Source organism: Rhizobium fabae (assembly GCF_003985135.1).
Classification (GTDB): Bacteria; Pseudomonadota; Alphaproteobacteria; order Rhizobiales; family Rhizobiaceae; genus Rhizobium; species Rhizobium pisi.
In genome coordinates this window covers 137,835-157,652 of the sequence record NZ_ML133649.1, presented here as the reverse complement: position 1 = coordinate 157,652, position 19,818 = coordinate 137,835, and the positions used below count along the sequence as shown (strand labels likewise).

At 62.4% G+C, this 19,818-nt stretch carries 18 protein-coding genes; 9 read left to right on the top strand and 9 right to left on the bottom strand.

What is annotated here, in order from left to right; genetic code table 11:
• The first annotated feature begins 1 nt into the window (after position 1).
• Complete coding sequence (gene pdeM, locus EFB14_RS11975; protein WP_126825931.1) at positions 2–727, top strand: ligase-associated DNA damage response endonuclease PdeM; 726 nt, start codon at positions 2–4, stop codon at positions 725–727.
• Between the two features lie 46 nt (positions 728–773).
• Here the strand turns inward: pdeM and EFB14_RS11970 are convergent, their stop codons facing one another.
• The 7 genes from EFB14_RS11970 to EFB14_RS11940 form a co-directional block, all read right to left on the bottom strand.
• Positions 774–1,355 carry a transglycosylase SLT domain-containing protein gene (locus EFB14_RS11970; protein WP_125842274.1) on the bottom strand — a complete coding sequence of 194 codons (582 nt, stop codon included), beginning with the start codon at positions 1,353–1,355 and terminating at the stop codon, positions 774–776.
• A gap of 221 nt (positions 1,356–1,576) precedes the next feature.
• Entirely contained in the window at positions 1,577–2,377 is an 801-nt protein-coding gene (locus EFB14_RS11965) for a TIGR02186 family protein (RefSeq protein WP_125842276.1), read from the bottom strand.
• A complete protein-coding gene (locus tag EFB14_RS11960) occupies positions 2,377–3,300 on the bottom strand; it encodes a sulfite exporter TauE/SafE family protein (RefSeq protein WP_125842278.1) in 924 nt (307 codons plus the stop codon). Before EFB14_RS11960 ends, EFB14_RS11965 begins: the two co-directional genes overlap by 1 nt.
• 246 nt (positions 3,301–3,546) lie before the next feature.
• Complete coding sequence (locus EFB14_RS11955) at positions 3,547–7,332, bottom strand: peptidoglycan-binding protein (protein ID WP_126825528.1); 3,786 nt, start codon at positions 7,330–7,332, stop codon at positions 3,547–3,549.
• A gap of 310 nt (positions 7,333–7,642) precedes the next feature.
• Positions 7,643–8,008: a VOC family protein gene (locus EFB14_RS11950; protein ID WP_125842282.1), complete on the bottom strand. Its 366-nt coding sequence runs from the start codon at positions 8,006–8,008 to the stop codon at positions 7,643–7,645.
• A 78-nt stretch (positions 8,009–8,086) separates the two neighbouring features.
• A complete protein-coding gene (locus EFB14_RS11945) occupies positions 8,087–8,788 on the bottom strand; it encodes an SDR family NAD(P)-dependent oxidoreductase (RefSeq protein WP_125842284.1) in 702 nt (233 codons plus the stop codon).
• Positions 8,789–8,860: 72 nt separating this feature from the next.
• A complete protein-coding gene (locus tag EFB14_RS11940; protein ID WP_126825525.1) occupies positions 8,861–9,544 on the bottom strand; it encodes a DNA-3-methyladenine glycosylase I in 684 nt (227 codons plus the stop codon).
• Positions 9,545–9,795: 251 nt separating this feature from the next.
• Here EFB14_RS11940 and EFB14_RS11935 point away from each other — a divergent pair, with 251 nt between their 5' ends.
• The 5 genes from EFB14_RS11935 (at position 9,796) to EFB14_RS11915 (ending at position 16,110) form a co-directional block, all read left to right on the top strand.
• Positions 9,796–11,592 (top strand): acyl-CoA dehydrogenase C-terminal domain-containing protein, encoded by a 1,797-nt coding sequence (locus EFB14_RS11935; RefSeq protein WP_125842288.1) that lies wholly within the window; start codon positions 9,796–9,798, stop codon positions 11,590–11,592.
• A gap of 205 nt (positions 11,593–11,797) precedes the next feature.
• Entirely contained in the window at positions 11,798–13,006 is a 1,209-nt protein-coding gene (locus EFB14_RS11930) for an acetyl-CoA C-acetyltransferase (RefSeq protein WP_126825521.1), read from the top strand.
• Between the two features lie 2 nt (positions 13,007–13,008).
• Positions 13,009–13,392, top strand: coding sequence for a cupin domain-containing protein (locus EFB14_RS11925; protein WP_125842292.1), 384 nt, complete (start codon positions 13,009–13,011; stop codon positions 13,390–13,392).
• A 16-nt stretch (positions 13,393–13,408) separates the two neighbouring features.
• The gene (locus tag EFB14_RS11920; RefSeq protein WP_126825518.1) at positions 13,409–15,619 is read left to right on the top strand and encodes a 3-hydroxyacyl-CoA dehydrogenase NAD-binding domain-containing protein; all 2,211 of its coding nucleotides are present in this window, start codon (positions 13,409–13,411) and stop codon (positions 15,617–15,619) included.
• Positions 15,620–15,900: 281 nt separating this feature from the next.
• Positions 15,901–16,110, top strand: a complete 210-nt coding sequence (locus EFB14_RS11915; RefSeq protein ID WP_003545273.1) for a cold-shock protein — start codon at positions 15,901–15,903, stop codon at positions 16,108–16,110.
• 153 nt (positions 16,111–16,263) lie between these two features.
• Here the strand turns inward: EFB14_RS11915 and EFB14_RS11910 are convergent, their stop codons facing one another.
• Positions 16,264–16,764, bottom strand: coding sequence for a MarR family winged helix-turn-helix transcriptional regulator (locus EFB14_RS11910; protein ID WP_125842296.1), 501 nt, complete (start codon positions 16,762–16,764; stop codon positions 16,264–16,266).
• Positions 16,765–16,822: 58 nt separating this feature from the next.
• On the opposite strand from EFB14_RS11910, the gene EFB14_RS11905 reads away from it, so the two are divergent.
• Both EFB14_RS11905 and EFB14_RS11900 read left to right on the top strand, forming a co-directional pair.
• Positions 16,823–17,227, top strand: a complete 405-nt coding sequence (locus tag EFB14_RS11905; RefSeq protein WP_126825515.1) for a GFA family protein — start codon at positions 16,823–16,825, stop codon at positions 17,225–17,227.
• A gap of 121 nt (positions 17,228–17,348) precedes the next feature.
• Positions 17,349–17,792 carry a YybH family protein gene (locus EFB14_RS11900; protein ID WP_126825513.1) on the top strand — a complete coding sequence of 148 codons (444 nt, stop codon included), beginning with the start codon at positions 17,349–17,351 and terminating at the stop codon, positions 17,790–17,792.
• A 13-nt stretch (positions 17,793–17,805) separates the two neighbouring features.
• Here EFB14_RS11900 and EFB14_RS11895 read toward each other — a convergent pair whose 3' ends face one another.
• A complete protein-coding gene (locus EFB14_RS11895; RefSeq protein ID WP_126825510.1) occupies positions 17,806–19,008 on the bottom strand; it encodes an MFS transporter in 1,203 nt (400 codons plus the stop codon).
• Between the two features lie 252 nt (positions 19,009–19,260).
• On the opposite strand from EFB14_RS11895, the gene EFB14_RS11890 reads away from it, so the two are divergent.
• Entirely contained in the window at positions 19,261–19,818 is a 558-nt protein-coding gene (locus EFB14_RS11890) for a TetR/AcrR family transcriptional regulator (protein ID WP_125842304.1), read from the top strand.

Sequence of the window (19,818 nt, the reverse complement as noted above, 5' to 3'; positions counted from 1 at the left end):
GATGAACCGCCTGGCGCTGGCGCGCGACATATCGGGACTGGCCGCGATACCGGGCGTCGAGACATCGGTGAACGGCACCGCCGCGGTCTGCGATCCACTCGGCGCCCTCTATCTGCCGGATGCCGGCCTGCTCGTCGTCTCCGACCTGCATCTCGAAAAAGGGGCGGCCTTCGCGCGCCGCGGCATGATGCTGCCGCCTTACGATACGCTGGCGACGCTGACCGTGCTTGCCGCCGTTATCTCGCGTTATGATCCGAAGCTCGTGGTCTCGCTCGGCGACAATTTCCACGACCGCATCGGCTCAAGGCATCTGCCCGAAAATTTCCGCGCGTCGATCGTCGAGATGGCGCGCGGTCGTGAATGGATCTGGATCAATGGCAATCATGATCCTGACGGCATCGTCGATCTGCCGGGCGTTTCCTCCGACGAGATCCATTATGCCGGCCTGACTTTCCGGCATGAGCCGAAGAACGGCCTGCAAAAGGGCGAAATATCAGGACACCTGCACCCGTCGGCGACCGTGCGCCGGCGCGAAAGATCCATCCGTCGCCCCTGCTTTGCCACCGACGGCGCCCGCCTCCTCATGCCGGCCTTCGGTGTCATGAGCGGCGGTCTCGACCTTCGCCACAAGGCGATGCACGGCCTGTTCGACAAAGGCGCGCTGATAGCCCATCTGCTCGGCAGGGACCGGATCTACTCGGTGAGATTCTCAAGCCTGCTCGGCTGATCGCACCGCCTTGCCCTTCAAGGCCTTTCGGGCACGTTAGGAAGCGTCAATTGCACCCTTGCAACTGCTGCTGATAGGTCCCGGCCATCCGCGCGAACCGTTGCGCCGTCTGCTGCAATTGCCCGTTCGAGCGCCAGTCGCCGCGCTTGTAGCCTGTCGGTCCGGAATAATAGGCGAGATAGAGATTATAGGCATCGTTCAGCGGAATGCCGGTATCGACGCTGTTCTGGTAGTGATACCAGCCGATGAAATCGATCGCGTCGGAAAAGTTCGTTCGCCGCGCCGCCCAGTTCCCCGTTTGTGACTGATAATGATCCCATGTCCCGTCAAGCGCTTGTGAATAGCCGTAGGCGGTCGATGGCCGGGTCCAGGGAATGAAGCCGAACAGTCTGGTGCGCGGCGGCCGCGCATAGGGCTGGAAGCCGGATTCGGTGTACATCGTCGCCATCAGGATCGGCACGGGTACGCCATATTTCTTCTCCGTCCGCTCGGCCGCACTCTGCCAGCTGGAAAAGAGCCCCTCACGCTGGTCGAAGACCGCACAGATGTTTCTCGTCTGCTTCGGCGCCGTCGCGCAGCCGGCAAGGAGCGCAAGGCACACGGCCGTCAGAACGATACGAGTACGCATGACAAAACCTCTCGTTTCCGAGAGATTACTAACTCGTAAATGTTAAAAACCGGTTTTTAGTCGAATTCGAACTTCTCAGGATGTTTCTTGGCCGGATCCGAGGCGAAGATGCGGGGGCGGCCGTGGACGCGACCGCCGATCATCCCATGATCTCAGACGTTATGTCCCGCTCGGGACTGTTGTCGGAAAGAAAATCCGCCCAGGCCGCCCTTGCGGGCGGATCAGTCCTTGCGGAAAATCAGGCTGGCGCCCCAGCCGGTGATGACGGCGAGAGCCACGGCGGCGCAGCCGTAAAGGATCGGCTGCCCGTGAGCCGCATCGGTGATCGTCTGTTCGATGCCGGTTTTGATAACGCGTAGCGGCAGCGATTTTTCGGTGACGAAATTGCCGCTTTTGAAGAGATAGGCGCGCACCGTGTGTACGCCGTTCGGAATGTTCGCCGGCAGGCGCAGGCTCGCCTTGAAGAGGTTGGAGGAAACGAACCGCACTCCGCTCGTGTTGCGGTCGTAAAGCGCGCCTGCCTGCTGCAGCCGCAGGAAAGCCTGGCGGAATTCGCTGAGATTGCTGCCGTCGCCGACGAAGCCGACAGGCGTCAGCGGAATGTGATCAATGCCGATCCCCCGATCGGTCAGGTCAAGCGGGGTCGTCAGGTCTTCGATCCCGCGCGAACTCGACATCGAATAGGAATGCGGCACCGCTTCGAAGGTCATCGAGCGCCTGTTCACCCAGATGCCGAAGACGCGTTCCTTCTTGCGCACCGTCGCATCCTCGCGCGGCCCTTCCAGCACCACGACTACATCATATTGGCCGATGGCGAGCAGCAGCTGGTCGGTATTCGACAAGGCCCCGAAGATCGTCAGGTCCGCGCCGCGGAAATCGGATGTAATGGCGATTTCGCTGGTCGACGTGCCGATCTCCAATCCTTCGCGCACCGTTTCCGTCGCCTGTCCGGGCAGCCACTGCGCTCCGGCAGCGACCGGCAGCAGGCAAAGGAATGCAATGACGGCGGCGAGCAGGCGCATCAGTTGCCCGCTCCCATCACCACCGAATAGACGTCGGCCGGCGTCACCACCAGCGCGATGGCAAGGCGCAGGCCGACGGCAAGCACCAGCAGCCCGAGCAGCGCGCGCAGCTGTTCGCCGCGCAGCTTCTGCCCGACGCGCACGCCGTATTGTGCCCCGATCACGCCCGCCACCATCAGGATGAAGGCGAGCACGATATCGACGGAAAAATTCGTCGCCGCCTGCACGATCGTCGTATAGGCGGTCACGAAGATGATCTGGAACAGCGAGGTGCCGACGACGACATTGGTCGGTATGCGCAGGAGGTAGATCATCGCCGGCACCATGATGAAGCCGCCGCCCACGCCCATGATCGAGGTGAGGATGCCGATTGCAAAGCCCAGCGCGACGATCGGGATGACGCTGAGATAGATCTTCGATTTCTTGAAGCGCACCTTGAGCGGCAGCTTGTGCACCCAGTGCTGGTGGCCCGGCTTGCGCGGCGCCGGCGGTTCGTTGCGCGCCGCCCGCCGCATGGCGTTGATGCTTTCGAGCAGCATCAGCCCGCCGACGGTGCCGAGGAAAATGACATACATCAGCGAGATGATGAGATCGAGCTGACCGACCCGGCGCAAAAGCGAGAAGATCCAGATACCGACCGTGGCGCCGGAGAGACCGCCGACGAGCAGCACGGTCCCGAGCTTGACGTCGAGCGTGCCGCGCCGGAAATGGGTGATCGCGCCCGATATCGACGACGCCACAACCTGGTTGGCGCCGGTCGCGACCGCGACGACGGGCGGGATGTTGTAGAAGATCAGCAGGGGGGTGATGAGAAAGCCGCCGCCAACGCCGAACATTCCAGACAGGAATCCGACGGCCGCTCCCATGCCGAGAATGATGAAGATGTTCACCGACAATTCTGCGATGGGCAGATAGATTGTCACAACCGACCCCGAATGATGACCGCGCCTGTCGGCCGGTTTCCGTCACGTCCCCGTTCGAATGCGCACCATACCGTGAAATCGTTGCCAGAGGCTTTCGATCGGCCCCTGATGAGCGATGGAGATTCCGGCAGAGGATTCGCCGGATGCGCGGATCGATATGTCCCGCATAATCCGGCTTTTTTCAGGTATTGTGACAGGCGGCGGCAAAATTGAAAAAAGGCCGCAGCATAGCCGCTGCGGTGCTTCCTAGATTGCCTTGGTGCCCTGTTTATTGCGTTCGAGCAATGCCTTCACGGTCGCGTCGGTCACCTTGCCGTCCGGATCCTGGCCGACCGATTTCTGGAAGCTCTTGATCGCGGCAACGGTCTTCGCGCCCATCTCGCCGTCCGGCACTCCGGCGTCGAAGCCGTTGTTGTTGAGGATCGCCTGGATGTTGCGGATCGCCTTCTTCATGTCGACGGTCGCCGTCTTTGCGCCCGTGCCCGCCCATTCGTCGGGAATGTCGATACCGTTCGTGCGGTTGTCGAGCGGTTCCGGCTTCCAGAGATCGGCCTTGGCGCGCGCCCGTTCGAGCTGGTCGGGTTTCATGGCGTTGGCCACTTCGTCGCGCTTCTGCGCTGCGTCCTTGTCGCCGGCCTTGGCGGCGATCGCGAACCACTTGTAGGATTCTTCGAGATCTGCCGGAACCCCGTTGCCGCGCGCGCAGAGGATCGCCAGGTTGAACTGGCTGTCGGTGATGCCGAGGTTCGCGGCTTTTGTGAACCACGAGGCAGCGGTTGCATAATCCTGCTGACCGAGGGCACCGGAGGCGTAGAGAACGGCGAGATTGTGCATCGCGCTGGCATTGCCCTGGTTCGCCGCCTGTTCGTAGAAGCCCTTCGCCTTGTTGATGTCGCGTTCGACGCCGTTGCCCTTCTCGTACATGCTGCCGAGCCGGTATTGGGCCGGTGCAAAGCCCTTGTCAGCCGAAAGCTGATACCAGCTTGCCGCCTGCTTCTGGTCGACCGCCACGCCGTTTCGGCCGTCCGAATAGCGCGCACCGATCTCGAACAGCGCCAGCGCATCGCCGCTGCGCGCAGCATCGGCGAGCGATTTCGGCTGCACAGCATCGGGAATGGTGATTGCGGCCTGGGGCTGAGGTGCGTCCGTGGCCGGGGCGTTCGGAACGAAGCCCGATGTCTCCTGCGTTGCGCCAGCCGAACCGGACGGGGCAAATGTCGCGGCACCCTCACCGTCGAGCGGGATCGCATCGGTCAGGTGATCGCCGGCGACCGGCGAGGCTGCGCCCGGCTGCCCCTGCTCGGCGGCGGGAGGTGTTGCCTCTGCTGCGGGCGCAGTCGTCTTCGCAGCGCCAGCGTCCGGCTGCGCGGGCGCTGCTTCAGGCACGGCCGGTGCAGGGTTTTCCGTCGCTCCCGTCAGCGCCGAGATTTCCGCCGGCGGTTGCGGCGCGCGCTCGCCCCTCGTCAGCGTGCGGGCGAGCGGAAAGGCCATGATGGCGAGCAGCACGGCGCCGACCGCCAGAAGGATGGGCCGGCGGTAGCGCGAAAAGGCGCTGGTCTTGCCCGTCTTGTCAGAAGCCCTGCCAGCCTTGTCGATGTTGACGTTCTTCTTCTCAGGCTTGACAGTCGCCTGCTTCGGATTGGCGTCCACCTCCATGGCGGCCGCCTGTGCCGCGCGGCGGGCGGCGGCGATGTAGTCGGCGCGATCGGTTTCACCGGCAGGTTTGCCCCGCGCCGCGCTCTGACTTGCGCGTACCCGCTCGAGGATCTTCTTCACGTCAGGCGTGCCGGAACCCGGCTCGAGCAGTTCGTTTGCTGCATCCGTCGGCACCACGTCTGTGGGATCGATCGACGGCGCCGGGTCGATGACCGCGCGTTCGGTCGCCTTGGCTTCTGCTTTCTTGCCGGGCAGCAGCCGTTTGCCGAGGCTGACGAGCAGACCGGCCTTTGCCGGCGCCTGCACTGCGGCCTCCGGTGACCGGGTTGCGGCTTCGATGGCGATCGCGCTCGCTCCGCTCATGGCCGTGGCCTGCGTCGGGACGGCGGGGTCCGCAGCGACCTCAGCCGTGCGAATGACGGGAGAGGCCTTTGCGGCTGGGGCAGCGGCGGGTGCCCGGCCCGCTTCGGCTTCGGTCACCATCAGCGCGTAGGGATCGACATCGAAATCGACGTCGGCCACCGGCATCTGGGTGATCGGCCGCCCGCGCTCTTCCATGCCGTCGAGGCGGTCGGCAATATGCACCAGCGTCTCGTGCAGCGCCTTGAAGGTCTTGTGCGTGCGCTCCTCGCTGTCGCGGCTGATATCTTCGAGATGGCGCAGATCTTCGGCCAGTGCCGTCAGCGCCGACATGTCGGCGGCGGGCACGGCGCCCTGCAGGCTGCCATGGCGCGAATAGGCTTCGACGACGGCTTCCGCCGCCTGGCGAGCCGCCTCGATGATATATTCGTCGCTCGTCGCCATGTAATCTTCGATCGCGCCCATGCGACGGTCGAATTCGGAGGGTATCGCGGCGCTTTCGCGCGGCTCGTTCATCAGCGCCGAAAGATTGGCGATCTGGTCTTCGAGGTTCTTCAGGGCGCGGGCATCGGTCGGCGGCGCCGATGTGCTCTCTTCCAGCCGGGCGGCGATGTCGCTCAGCCGTCCTTCGAGACGCCGGAAGGCGCCGTCGTCGACCACGGCGGCGGGCGCCGGCACTTGCTGCTGATGCGCCATCTCGTCGATGCGCCGGGCGAGATAGTCGAGCCGCTGTGCCAGCACGTCGTTGACGGCGCCATTCTCAAGCGCGTCGATCTTGCGGGAAATGTCGGAAAGCGCGCCGGTGAGGTCGGGCTGGGGTGCTGCCTTCTGCGTGCGCTCCAACAGGAAGGAAAGATGCTCCAGCCGTTCGTCGAGCCGCGACGTCGCTTCCGCCTTGGTCAGTTCCTCGACGCGTCCCGTCAGCGCCTCCAGGCGTATCGCCAGCTCGTCGGCTGGGTTCACGCGGTTCGCCGCGTCATGGCTCATCAGGTCGATCTGGTCGGCAAGCGCCGAAAGCCGGTTTTCCAGCCGCTGCATCAGCGCCGGATCACTGGTGGCAGCGGCGCGTCCACTGGCCGCGATCGCCCGGCTGATCTCGTCGAGCCGCATGTCCATGGCGGCGAACTGTTCGGACATGACGCGGTCGTGCGGCTGGATCATGTTGCCGAAATGCTCCATCGCCGTGGCAATGGAGATGAGCTTGTCTTCCAGCGCCCGAACGGCCGGGCTTTCGCCCATGCCGCCGATATGGCGCTTGATGTCGTCGAGCCGGTAGGCGAGCGAAACGAGCTCTTCCTGCAGCCCCTCGGTATCGAGCGCCGCAAGCCGGTTCTCGAATCCGTCCCAGCGGTTTTCCATATGGCGCAGCGAATCCTCGCGCGCCAGTCCATCCATCAGCGAGCGCAGTTCCTCGAAGTCCTCGCGCAGGCCTGCGGCCTCCGGCGCGGCGGAGCGGCCGGTCAGCTGTGTGATGCTCTGGGCAAGGCGGCCCATGTCGGCGCGCATGTCGTCGGCGAAACGGCCGTCTCCGGCATTGGCCTTGATCTCGCGCAGTTCGGCGCGCAGTGCGTTCATCTCGCGGGTGACGCCCTCGGAAATGTCGCGCTTCAGGTCCTGGCGCAGGTTGACCAGCGCCTGGGCAATTTCCGTCATCGTGTCGTCGCCTGCCCGGAAGGCGGGTGTTGTGGGCGGCACGACGGCGCGGGGCGCAGGCTCGCGCAAATGTGGGGCCTGCTCGCGCGCATAGGGACGCTCGCGGCCGGCTTCGAGCGTGCGTTGGCGCTGGCGGATTTCAGCGAGCGGATCCGGCCGCGGCTCGAGCGGTGCTCTTGCGGGACGGGAAGCATTGGAGGCCGCGTAGGGGTCGCGCTCGGGCATTGCCGTGCGGGGCCGCTGTTCGCGCCCGCCGCCCATCAGCCCTTCGATACGCGCCTCCAGCCCTTCGATCGTGCGGTTCAGCGCATCGAGCGAGGTCCTGTCGGACTGTCGGGAAGGATTTGATCGCGATCCGTTCATCTTCTTGCTCGCTTCGACTGCTCGATCTCTCGCCAGAGCTCGATTCTTGGCTTTTCCGTCTGCTGCCGCGCCTTCGCGCGGACCGGAGCGCACCATTCGTAAGAAGATAGTCAATTAGACTTTCCTCAAGCTGGAACGGTGTAGCGGCATCCTTGGGAAACGCGAGACTGGGAAAAGGAATGCGGATCACTACTGCTCAATCCGCACCTTTCACGAAACGTGGTAAACAAGCCGTTAATGTTGATGAGAATTTTTTAACGTTTGTGTTCCAAAAGCCGTTTTTGACAGTAATTGCCGTTGAATTCGTCACTCAGGCCGGCCGCGGATATTGCAGCTCGATCTTCACGCCCTCCGGGCCGTAGACAAAAATCTGGCCGAGATCCGTGTCGGGAATATCGTAATATTCGTAGCGATAGCCGCTCGCCTTGATACGCTCCAACGCCGGCTCGAATTCGTAGAGGCTGAAGGCGAAATGATTGACGATGCCGGGCGGAAAATCGGTGCTGCGCGACGTCAGGCTGAGATGGATGACCGGCCGCTCGTCGAGATAGAGCCAGTGGCCGCGCGAGGCGAAGGGCGGCCGATAGCCTTCCTTGACGCCGAGAAGGGCTTCCAGGAAGCGGATCATGCCAGGGGCATCGCGTGTTTCGATGGTGACGTGGTCCAGTCGCGGCATCGGTTTCCTCCCAGCCAGTTTGGGCGAAGAAACATAGTCCGTTTGACGCGGCTGCGAAAGTTGCCGCCCCGCTGAGGCTCAAAAACTCTCGGTCCATGGCCGGACCTCGACCTCCAGCGACCATGCGCTGCGGTGCTGGCGAAGCACGTCGATATAGGTCTGGGCGATCGCATCCGGTGAGAGCGTGCCGTCAGGCTTCTCCGCCTGATCTGGTCGGGTCTGCGAACGCACAGCGCCGTCGATGACAAAATGCGCGACATGGATGCCCATCGGCCCGAGCTCGCGGGCAGCACTCTGGGCAAGGCCACGCAGTGCGAACTTGCCCATCGCGAACGGCGCCGATTGCGCAAAGCCTTTCACGCTTGCCGAGGCGCCGGTGATGAGGATGGCGCCGTGGCCGCGCGGGATCATCCGCCGCGCCGCCTGCTGCACCACCAGGAAGCCGCCGAAAGCGGTGGTCGCGATCGCCTTCTCCACTTCGGCCGGATTGAGTTCGGTGAGCGGTCCTCGCAAGCGGGCGCTGGCATTGAAGATGACCACATCAGGTCCGCCGATCACGGCGGCAGCCTCTTCGAACAGCGCGGCAACGCTCGCAGGCTGCGAGACGTCAGTCGTAAAGGCACTGGCGCCTGTTTCTTCGACCAGCGTCTGCAGCTTTTCGATATTACGGGCGGCGAGCCCGACCCTGACGCCCTGCGCCGACAATTGCCGAGCGAGCGATGCGCTGATGCCGGAGCCTGCGCCGACGATGAGGGCACTCTCATAGGGAAAATCGCTCATGATATCGTCCTCGATGGGTTGTCCTGGTGACGTAGGAAGCGGCAACGGCTTGCGCCACTGCCCGGCCGAATTTCAGTGCGCCGCATCGATCGAATAGGCGCTGATGCGCGAGAGATGGATGAACGAGAGGCCTGTCTCTTCGGCCCATTCATTGAAGGCCTGCTGGATCATCTGCTGGTCCTTCTTCGTCGTGCCGGAGGAGGAGAGCGGCACGCCGGCCGATCTGAGGCAGGCGAGGACATCAATCGTTCCGACGAAGCTGTCGCGGCCGATGCCCCTCAGGAAATACTGGCCGGTCATGCCGCCGAGCCGGCTGCCGCGTTTGCTCAACATGTCGAGAAGGCCGATCTGGTCATCCCGCGGCCAGTCGGCGAAGAAGGCGCCCGCGCTGCCATGTTCCTTCGCCAGCTCCCTGACGAAGGCGGCATTGGTCCGAACCGACATGATCTTTGCGCCGTTCCGGATGATCCGCTCATCCGACGTCAGTTCATGCCAATAGTCGTCCGGCGCAATGTTCAGCGTTGCCGTATCGAAACCGGAAAACGCCGCCTCGAAACCCGGCCATTTGTTGTCGATCACTTTCTGGACGAAACCGCTGTAGAAGACGCGGCGGGTCATATCGGCCAGGACGCGGTCGTCGGGCATGGCGCGCAGCCGGTCGTGATCCGGCCGGTATTTCTCCAGCAATGCCTGCAGTGCGGCCGGCCCGCCTTTTCGTTCCTCCGCACGCTGCCTTATCACTGCGAAACTGATCATGCCGGAGGCCCTCTTGAATTGCCCAATTGCGGCTTGGAAGACGCTTCCGTTTATACGCTCTTCCAAGATGGACAAGGAAGATGAGATGGCGTCTCCTCTCGGCGTTTTCCGGCCCGGGATTCGGGCTTTCGAAATTTTTCACGAAACCGACCGCAAGCGCAGAATTTGACGTTTACGCAAACGTCAATATTTTGTAAGACAGTGCGCGAGGCCGGCGCGATCCGGTCAGCCGAATGGGAGGAATTCGAGAGATGCCAGTCTACAAGGCCCCGGTGAACGATACGCTCTTCGTCCTGAACGACGTGCTGGGCCTCGAACGCTACAACAATCTGCCGGGTTTTGTCGATGCGACGCCCGACATGATCGAAGCGATCCTCGGCGAGGCGGCCAAGGTCGCCGAAGAAGTGCTCTTTCCGGTGAACTATTCCGGCGATCAGGAAGGCTGCGCTCGCCACGACGATGCTAGCGTCTCAACGCCGAAGGGCTTCAAGGAAGCTTATAAAGCCTATCGCGAAGGTGGCTGGATCGGTCTTGCGGTGCCGGAGGAATTCGGCGGGCAGGGGCTTCCCTATACGTTGCATACCGCCGTCGGCGAATATACCTCCGCCGCCAACATGTCGCTGATGATGTATCCCGGCCTGACGCAGGGCGCGATCGCCGCGATCCTCGTCCACGGCACACAGGAGCAGAAGGACACTTATCTCCCGAAGATGGTGGACGGCAGCTGGTCCGGCACCATGAACCTCACCGAGCCGCATTGCGGCACCGATCTCGGCATGCTGCGCACCAAGGCGGTGCCGCAGGCTGACGGCAGCTACAAAATCTCGGGTCAAAAGATCTTTATCTCTGCCGGCGAACACGACCTGACCGACAATATCGTCCATCTGGTGCTGGCCCGCATCGAAGGCGCTCCGGAGGGCACCAAGGGCATCTCGCTCTTCATCGTCCCAAAATTCCTGGTCGGCCAGGACGGCACGCTCGGCGCCCGCAACGCTGTCTCCTGCGGTGCGATCGAGCACAAGATGGGCATTCACGGCAACGCCACCTGCGTGATGAATTACGACGAGGCGACCGGCTTCCTGATCGGCGCCGAAAACCGCGGCCTCAACGCCATGTTCGTGATGATGAACGAGGCCCGCCTGATGGTCGGCCTGCAGGGCATCGCCATTTCCGAGATCGCCTATCAGAATGCCGCGAGCTACGCCCGCGACCGCATCCAGGGCCGCTCGCTCTCCGGCCCCAAGGCGCCTGACAAGAAGGCCGATCCGATCATCGTCCATCCCGATATCCGCCGCTCGCTGATGACCATCCGCGCCTTCAACGAGGCCGGCCGTGCCTTCCTGCTGTGGACCGCGCTCAAGTCTGATATCGCTCACCGCTCCACCGACGAGAAGGAGCGCCAGACGGCCGACGATATTCTCGGCCTCGTCACCCCGATCCTCAAGGGCGTGATGACCGACAAGGGCTTCGATCACACCGTCATGGCCCAGCAGGTCTTCGGCGGCCACGGCTATATCGAAGAGCACGGCATGAGCCAGTATGTGCGCGATGCCCGCATCGCCATGATCTATGAAGGCGCCAACGGCATTCAGGCGCTCGATCTCGTCGGCCGCAAGCTCGCTTTGAACGGCGGCCGCGCCGCGATGGCTCTCTTCAAGGAGATCGGCGATTTCTGCGAGGAGAACCGCAACAACGAAAAACTCTCCTTCTTCACCAAGCATCTGAAGAAGGGCTTGAACGACGTCCAGGGTGCGACCATGTGGTTCATGCAGAATGCCATGGCCAAGCCCGACAATGCCGGCGCCGGCTCGACTGATTATATGCATCTCTTCGGCCTCGTCGTTCTTGGTTACATGTGGGCGAAGATGGCGAAAGCCGCCGAGGATGGCCTTGCTTCGGGCGATGCGGCCCGCCAGGATTACCTGAAGAACAAGCTGATCACGGCGAAATTCTTCATGGAGCGGATCATGCCCGAAACCGCGCTTCGCAAGGCCCGCATCGAAACCGGCGCCGACACGATGATGGAGCTGGCTGCGGAAGCGTTTTGAGACGAATTCCCTCTTCTCCCCAGCGGGGAGAAGATGCCCGTTAGGGCAGATGAGGGGGTGAGCGACAAAGGAGCGAACGACCGCGCGCAAGCAAGGTCGAGTTTGCCGCAAGCGCCCCCTCATCCGACCTTCGGCCGCCTTCTCCCCGCTGGGGAGAAGGGGAGTTGAAATTCACCGGCCTCAGCGCCGCCAGGGAGATGAAACAATGACCGAGGTTTTCATTTACGATCACGTCCGCACGCCACGCGGCCGCGGCAAGAAGGACGGGGCCCTGCATGAGGTGCCCTCCGTCCGTCTAGCGGCAAAGACGCTGGAAGCGATCCGTGACCGCAACGGGCTCGATACGGAAACGGTCGACGACATCATTATGGGCTGCGTCGATCCCGTGATGGATGCCGGCGCGGTCATTCCCAAGGCGGCAGCCTTCGAAGCTGGCTATTCCACCCGCGCGCCGGGCATGCAGATCTCCCGTTTCTGTGCTTCCGGCCTCGATGCCGTCAATTTCGCCGCCGGCAAGATCGCGCAAGGGGCCGACGACATCGTCATCGCAGGCGGTGTGGAAAGCATGTCCCGCGTCGGCCTCGGCATGTCGGGCGGCGCCTGGTTCATGGACCCTTCGGTGAACTTCCCGGCCTATTTCATGCCGCAGGGCGTCTCGGCCGATCTCATCGCCACTAAATACGGCTTCAGCAGAACCGATGTCGACGCTTACGCGGTCGAGAGTCAGAAGCGTGCCGCCTATGCCTGGGAGCAGGGCTGGTTCGACAAGTCGGTCATTCCGGTCAAGGACCAGAACGGCCTGACGATCCTTGATAAGGACGAGCACATGCGCCCCGGCACGGATATGCAGGCGCTTGCCTCTCTCAATCCTTCCTTCCAGATGCCCGGCGAGATGGGCGGCTTCGAGGCGGTCGGCATCCAGGCCCATCCTGAGATCGAGCGCATCAACTATGTCCATCATGCCGGCAACTCCTCCGGCATAGTCGATGGCGCCGGTGCCGTCCTGCTCGGCTCCGAGGCCGGAGGTCAGAGCATGGGGCTGAAGCCGCGCGCCCGCATAAAAGCCTTCGCCAATATCGGCTCCGATCCGGCCCTGATGCTGACCGGCCCCGTCGATGTCACTGAGAAGCTGTTGAAGCGCACGGGGATGAGCCTTTCCGATATCGACCTCTTCGAGCTCAATGAAGCCTTCGCCGCCGTGGTGTTGCGCTACATGCAGGCCTTCGACATCGACCACGCCAGAATCAACGTCAATGGCGGGGCCATCGCCATGGGCCATCCGCTCGGCGCCACCGGCGCGATGATCCTCGGCACCGTGCTGGACGAGTTGGAGCGCCGCGACCTCAACACCGCGCTGGTGACGCTCTGCATCGGCGCCGGCATGGGCACGGCAACGGTTATCGAAAGGGTCTGACAATGGGCTTCAACACCGGCACCATCGAAACCGAGTATGCCGAAGTGACCGAGCACTGGTCGCCCCGCGTCATCGCCGATCTCAACGGCCAGAGCGTCAAGCTCGCCAAGGTCCAGGGGCAGCTCGCCTGGCATTCTCACCGAGACGAGGACGAGCTTTTTCTGATCTGGAAGGGAGCGCTTACCATCGAATATCGCGACCGTCCGCATGTGCATCTGAAGGCCGGTGATTTTCATGTCGTGCCGAGGGGTGTCGAGCATAACCCGGTGGCGGCGGAGGAATGCTGGATCGTGCTTTTCGAGCCGTCGCAGACCAAGCATACCGGCGATGTCCTCACCGAAAAGACGAAGACCGTAGACGCGCAACGCAGCCATTTGCCGGCTTGATCGGGGAGGAAACCTAATGACCTACACCAATTTCACGCTCGAAACCGACGCCGACGGTATCGCTCTCGTCACCTGGGACATGCCCGGCAAATCGATGAACGTTTTCACCGCCGAGGTGATGGCCGAACTCGACTCCATCATCGATGTCACGACCGCCGACGCTGCTGTGAAGGGTGTCGTCTTTACCTCCGGCAAATCCTCCTTCTCCGGCGGCGCCGATCTGTCGATGATCAAATCGATGTTCAGTTCCTATCAGGAGGAGAAGGCAAAGAGCCCGGAGACGGCCGTGCAGACCCTCTTCGGCCTGGTCGGGCGCATGAGCGGCCTGTTCCGTAAGCTCGAAACATCGGGCAAGCCCTGGGTGTCCGCCATCAACGGCACCTGCATGGGCGGCGCCTTCGAACTGTCGCTCGCCTGCCACGGCCGCGTTGCCTCCAATGCCAAGAGCGTGAAGATCGCGCTGCCCGAGGTGAAGGTCGGTATCTTCCCCGGCGCCGGCGGCACGCAGCGTGTGCCGCGGTTGGCGAACGCCCAGGATGCGCTGCAGATGATGACGACGGGCCAGTCGTTAACCGGTTCTCGCGCCAAGGCGATGAACCTCGTGCATCAGGTGGTCGAGCCGGATCAGCTCATTCCCGCCGCCAAGCAGATGATCAAGGATGGCCTGAAGCCGGTCGCCCCCTGGGACGAGAAGGGCTTCAAGGCGCCCGGCGGCGGCATCTGGACGCCGGCTTCGGCCCAACTCTGGCCGGCAGCGCCTGCAATCCTGCGCAGGGAAACATCGGGCAATTATCCGGCAGCGCTTGCCATCCTGAAATGCGTCTACGAAGGCTTGCAGGTGCCGTTCGACACGGGCCTGAAGATCGAGCAGCGTTATTTCACCGAGGTGCTGCAGACCCGCGAAGCCTTCTCGATGATCCGCTCGCTGTTCATCTCCATGCAGGAACTCGGCAAGGGCGCCCGCCGCCCGGCCGGCATCCCCAAGACCGAGCTGAAACATGTCGGCGTCGTCGGTGCCGGTTTCATGGGCGCCTCGATCGCCTATGTCACGGCTTCCGCCGGCATCCCGGTTACGCTGATCGATCGCGATATCGAAGCGGCGACCAAGGGCAAGACCGTCTCGGAAGGGCTCGTCAAGGATTCTATCGGTAAGGGACGTCTTACGCATGATGACGGAGCCGCGCTGCTCTCCCGCATCACGCCCTCGGCCGACTATGCCGATCTCGCCAATGCCGACCTCGTCATCGAGGCGGTATTCGAGGATCGCGAGGTGAAGAAAGCGGTCATCGAGGCCGTCGAAGCCGTGCTGCCGGAAGGCGCGATCTTCGCCTCCAATACCTCGACCCTGCCGATCTCGGGACTCGCGAAGAATTCGAAGCGGCCTACCGATTTCATCGGCATCCACTTCTTCTCGCCCGTCGAAAAGATGATGCTGACCGAGGTTATCCTCGGAGTCGAAACCGGCGACAAGGCGTTGGCCGTTGCTTTGGATTATGTCGCCGCCATCAAGAAGACGCCGATCGTCGTCAACGACACCCGTGGCTTCTTCGTCAATCGCTGCGTGCTGCGCTACATGTCGGAAAGCTATGACATGCTGATCGAAGGCGTGCCGCCCGCCATGATCGAGAATGCCGCCAAGATGGCCGGCATGCCGGTCGGCCCCTTGGCGCTCAACGACGAGGTCGCCATCGACCTCTCGCTGAAGATCCTCAAGGCCACCGTCGCTGATCTCGGTGAAAAGGCCATCGATCCCAGGCACATGGAGCTCATCTCGCGCATGGTCGAAAAGGAGGGCCGCTTCGGCCGCAAGAATTCCAAGGGTTTTTACGATTACCCGCCGAAACCGGCCAAGAAGTCGCTCTGGCCTGACCTCAAGACCCTCTACCCGCAGAAGCCGGCGGATGAGGTCGACGTCAACGTCCTGAAGCAACGCTTCCTCGTCACCGTCGCGCTGGAGGCCGCCCGCACCGTGGAAGAAGGCATCGTCACCGATCCACGTGAGGCGGATGTCGGCTCGATTCTCGGCTTCGGCTTCGCGCCTTATACCGGCGGGGCACTGAGTTATATTGACGGTATGGGCGCGAAGGCTTTCGTGGAACTGGCTGAGAAGTTAGCTACCGCTTACGGGGATCATTTCAAACCGACGCCACTTTTGAAGGACATGGCCGCCAAGGGCGAGACCTTCTACGGGCGGTTTGATCCCTATGCGCGGGCGAAGGCGGCGTAGGTCGTCTCTGCCGTACCGCAGCGCCCCTTGGCCGGCAGGCCAGAGGGCGCTGCGGCAGGACGTAAAGAACACCCAGCCAAGTTGAATTCGACTTTTCCTTGCGGACGCCTTGCCACGGACACAATTTCCGCTTACATATCTGCGCATCGATCTTGCTAGATGAACTTTGAAACGGCGCTCGCGTCGTTCCTGGCGAACTTCCTCCAAAATCGGTTTTCATCGCCGCTCGGGCCTCTGCCCGCGCTGCAATCTTCTATGAGCGATTCGAAAAGGATATCGTCATGAGCACAGGTACCGTAAAGTGGTTCAACGCAACCAAGGGCTTCGGCTTCATTCAGCCGGATGACGGCGCAGCCGACGTTTTCGTCCACATCTCCGCCGTCGAACGCGCTGGCATGCGCGATCTCAAGGATGGCCAGAAGCTGTCCTACGAACTCGTGCGCGACAACAAGTCGGGCAAGATGTCGGCAGACCGCCTCCAGGCGGCCTGAGCCTTTAAGGCTTGAAAATCATCTCCCGATCGTGACCACGGATGTACTGGCACGGTCCGTCGAGATGGCAGGGAAGGTCGGGTTAGCCCCGGCCTTTTTCGTTTCTGGCCGGCTGATGCCGTGCCCTTTCCATTTGTTCCCCAAGCACTGCGCTTAGTCGACCGGCACCTCGTCGGCCTCCAGCATTTCCATGACCCGCGCCATCACAACGCGTGCCGCGTCAAGCTCGGCTGACGTGAACGCGGCGCCCAATTCGTTCGCCCACCCCGCCTGGGCGATCTCGATCGCCCCGAGCCGTGCCGCCCCTTCCGCCGTCAGTCGCACCAACTTGGCGCGCTGGTGCTGTGGGTTGTCGGCATAGGCGATCAGCCCTTCGCGCTCCAGCACGTCGGCAAGCCGCTGCACGCCTTGGCGGGCGAGGCCGAGCGCGCGGGCGATCTGTGCCACAGACATGTCGCTGCGTCGCGCGGCGGCCAGCACCTGCCAGCGCGCGCTCGTTTGCCCTTCGGGCTTCGCCAGCCGGTCTCCGGCCGCCGTCAGATGGCCGGCGAGGCGTAGCGCCGTAATCGCGAAACTGGAAAAGACATCACCCTCCATTGTCCGTTCCGGCCGATTTAGTTTGACAACATGTTGTCGATTGTGTATCTCATCCATCGTGACAACATATTGTCATATTCAAGCACCTGATGCAACGCCGAAGGAGGAGAGCACCATGAAGAAGACCTACAGGGGAAGCTGCCATTGCGGCAATGTTCGTTACGAGGTTGATGTGGACCTCGAAGAAGGCACCGGTCGCTGCAATTGTTCGATCTGCTCCAAGCGACGCTATTGGGGCGCCAACGTCAAGCCGGCCGATTTCCGGCTGATGTGCGATGAGGCGGAAACGACCGACTACCAGTTCAACACGATGAGCGGCCATCACCGCTTTTGCCGCACCTGTGGCGTGGCCGCTTACGGCAATGGTTATGTCGAAGCGATCGGCGGCGCCTATGTTTCGATCAATATCGCCTGCCTCGACGATATCACCCCTGAGGAACTGGCGGCCTTGCCTGTCCGTTATTACGACGGGAGGCACGATGCCTGGTGGAACGAGCCTGAAGTGACGAGTTATCTCTGAAGCAATTCCAGCAAGAGTCCGCAGCAGTTTTGCCTCCGGAATTGCGCAAACGGAAATGCATCATTGTCGGATCGTCCTCCTTCCGTTCGTCCTCAGTTTGTAACAGCAAAGGAGAACGGCCGTGAATAACGAAGCGAATGCCAAGCTCGAGGAAGAGGCGATCATCGCCATGCTGATGATGCGGGCCAGGGCGCTGGGGGAAAAGAACGCCGAGGACGCGCTTTCCTACGAGGCCGAGGATTCGGTCGAGTTTTCACTGGCGCCGCCGCTCGTCAGCAACGGCAAGGACGGGGCGAGCCTTCAGGCCTGGTTCGACACTTGGGAAGGCCCCATCGGCAGCGAAGTGCGCGATGCCAAACTGACAGTTGGCGAGGACGTCGCCTTCTGGAGCGGCCTCACGCGCATGACGGGAACCAAGACCGATGGCGCCGAGGTCGATCTCTGGTTCCGCCAGACCCTCGGTCTCGTAAAGCGAGGCGGTCGATGGCTGGTGGCCCATCAGCATGCCTCCGTACCCTTTTCCATGGATGGCAGCACCCGCGCGCTGGTCGATCTCCAGCCATGAACTCCCTCGGATGTCAGGCCGCATTCTCCGCCGTCTTCCCCCTGCCGTCGCGAACAGCCATGATCCCGACGCCCATCAAAAGCAGGATCGCCGTTGCGAAAATATCCGTCGTCAGCGCATAGCCGGCCGATTTTGCCAGGAATCCGGCAAGGATCGCCGGCAGGCTGAAGGCGAGGTAGCTCTGGGTGTAGAAGGCGGACAGCAGCCCGGCGCGCTCGTCTGGCTTGGCGAGTGGCATGATCGTGCCGATCGAACCGAGGAAATTGGTGCCGAAGCCGGCGCCGGTGAAGACGGTGCCGATGAGAAGCAACGGCACATTGGCGAGATGAACGCCGGCAACGACCGTCAGAATGCCGAGCGTCTTGGCCAATACGCCAAAGCCGAGATTGGCCGTTACCGTCTTGTTGCGCCTGAGGTAGACGGCGATCGCTCCGCTCGCGGTCAGCGCCGCCACGACGGCTCCGCCCGTCATCGGGGCTCCGCTGCCCGTCGTGCTGGCGACCAATGAAGGCACCAGCGAAAGATAAAAACCGCCGAGCGTCCAGTTGGCGATATTGATCGGTGTTACCAGCGCGAGCGGTCGCTTTGCCTGCGGCGGAATAGCGACCCGCGGCACCAGCGAGCCCAGCGCTCCGTGCCGCCTGCTGCCGGTCTCGCGCGTCAGCCAGATGGCGGCTGCCAGCAGCGAGAAGGCGACGAGTAGCAGCGCATAGACCAGATGCATCGGGAAGGGGGCGTATTGAATCAGTGCACTGGTGCCGACCGCGCCCACCGCCATGCCGGTAAGCGGTGCGATCGAATTGACGATCTGCCCCTTCGCCCGGTCGATATCGACGAGAGCCGCTCCGAGTGAGGCGCCGGCGATCCCGGTGGCAAGACCCTGCACGATCCGCGCCGCGATCAGCCAGCCGGGACCGCTTGCGACGACGAAGAGGCCCATGGCGACGATTTCGACGATGAGAGCGAAAAAGATCACCGGCTTGCGGCCGAGATGATCGGAGATCGAACCGGCGGTCAGCAGGGCCGCCAGCAGTGCGAAGGCATAGACTGCAAAGATGACGGTGATCAGCACCGGCGAGATGGAAAAATTCTCCTGATAGATCCGGTAGAGCGGCGTTGGTACCGAGGAGGCTCCAAAAAAGGTGGCGAGCGTCAGCGCATGGAAGCCGGTCGAGGGGCGCGGCGAATTCGCTGTGGATTTGGCTGCGGCAAACATGTATAAGCCCTCTTAAAGCTAAGTCGTTGCGTTAGCTGTATGTAGAGCGGGCATTCTATAAAAGCAAATTATTTGCATTAATGGGTCTGTCAAAGATTTTGAACCATTGGAGCAATTCCAGCAAAAGTGTGTAACGGTTTTGCCAGGCAAAGCGTGAAACGCTTTTGCCGAGAATTGCGTGAAAGCAAAGAGATAGAGCATTTCCGCGATTCGGAGAAAAGCGGAAATGCTCTAGGGCGAAGGTTGGGTCGCATGGCAGTAAAAGAGAATCTCCGTCCGGGCGGCAGAAGCGCCCGGGTTCAGGCATCGGTTCATAAGGCGGTTCGCGAGCTACTGGCCGCGATGAACCGGGCCGAGGTCACCATCCCGATGATCGCCGGCAAGGCGGGGGTGACGCCATCGACGATTTATCGCCGCTGGGGCGACCTGCAGGAGCTTCTCGCCGATGTCGCCGTCGAGCGGTTGCGGCCGGATATGCAGCCTGTCGATACAGGCAACGGCCAGGCCGATCTTCAAGCCTGGGCCGAGCAATATGCCGAGGAAATGTCTTCCGGCCCCGGCCGCGAGATGATCCGCGACGTGCTGGCGGCACAGGCGGGCGTGAATGCCTGCAAATGCGCCGAATATACGCGCCAGCAGATCGACGTCATTGCCGGGAGGGCAAAGGCGCGCGGTGCAGCCTTTCCTGATGTCGATCTCGTCATGGACCAGGTCGTGGCACCGATCATGTACCGCATCCTGTTCGGCGATGTGCCCGACACCACGCGTGTACGCGACCTTGTTACGCGCGTCATGAGCACGACCGACTGA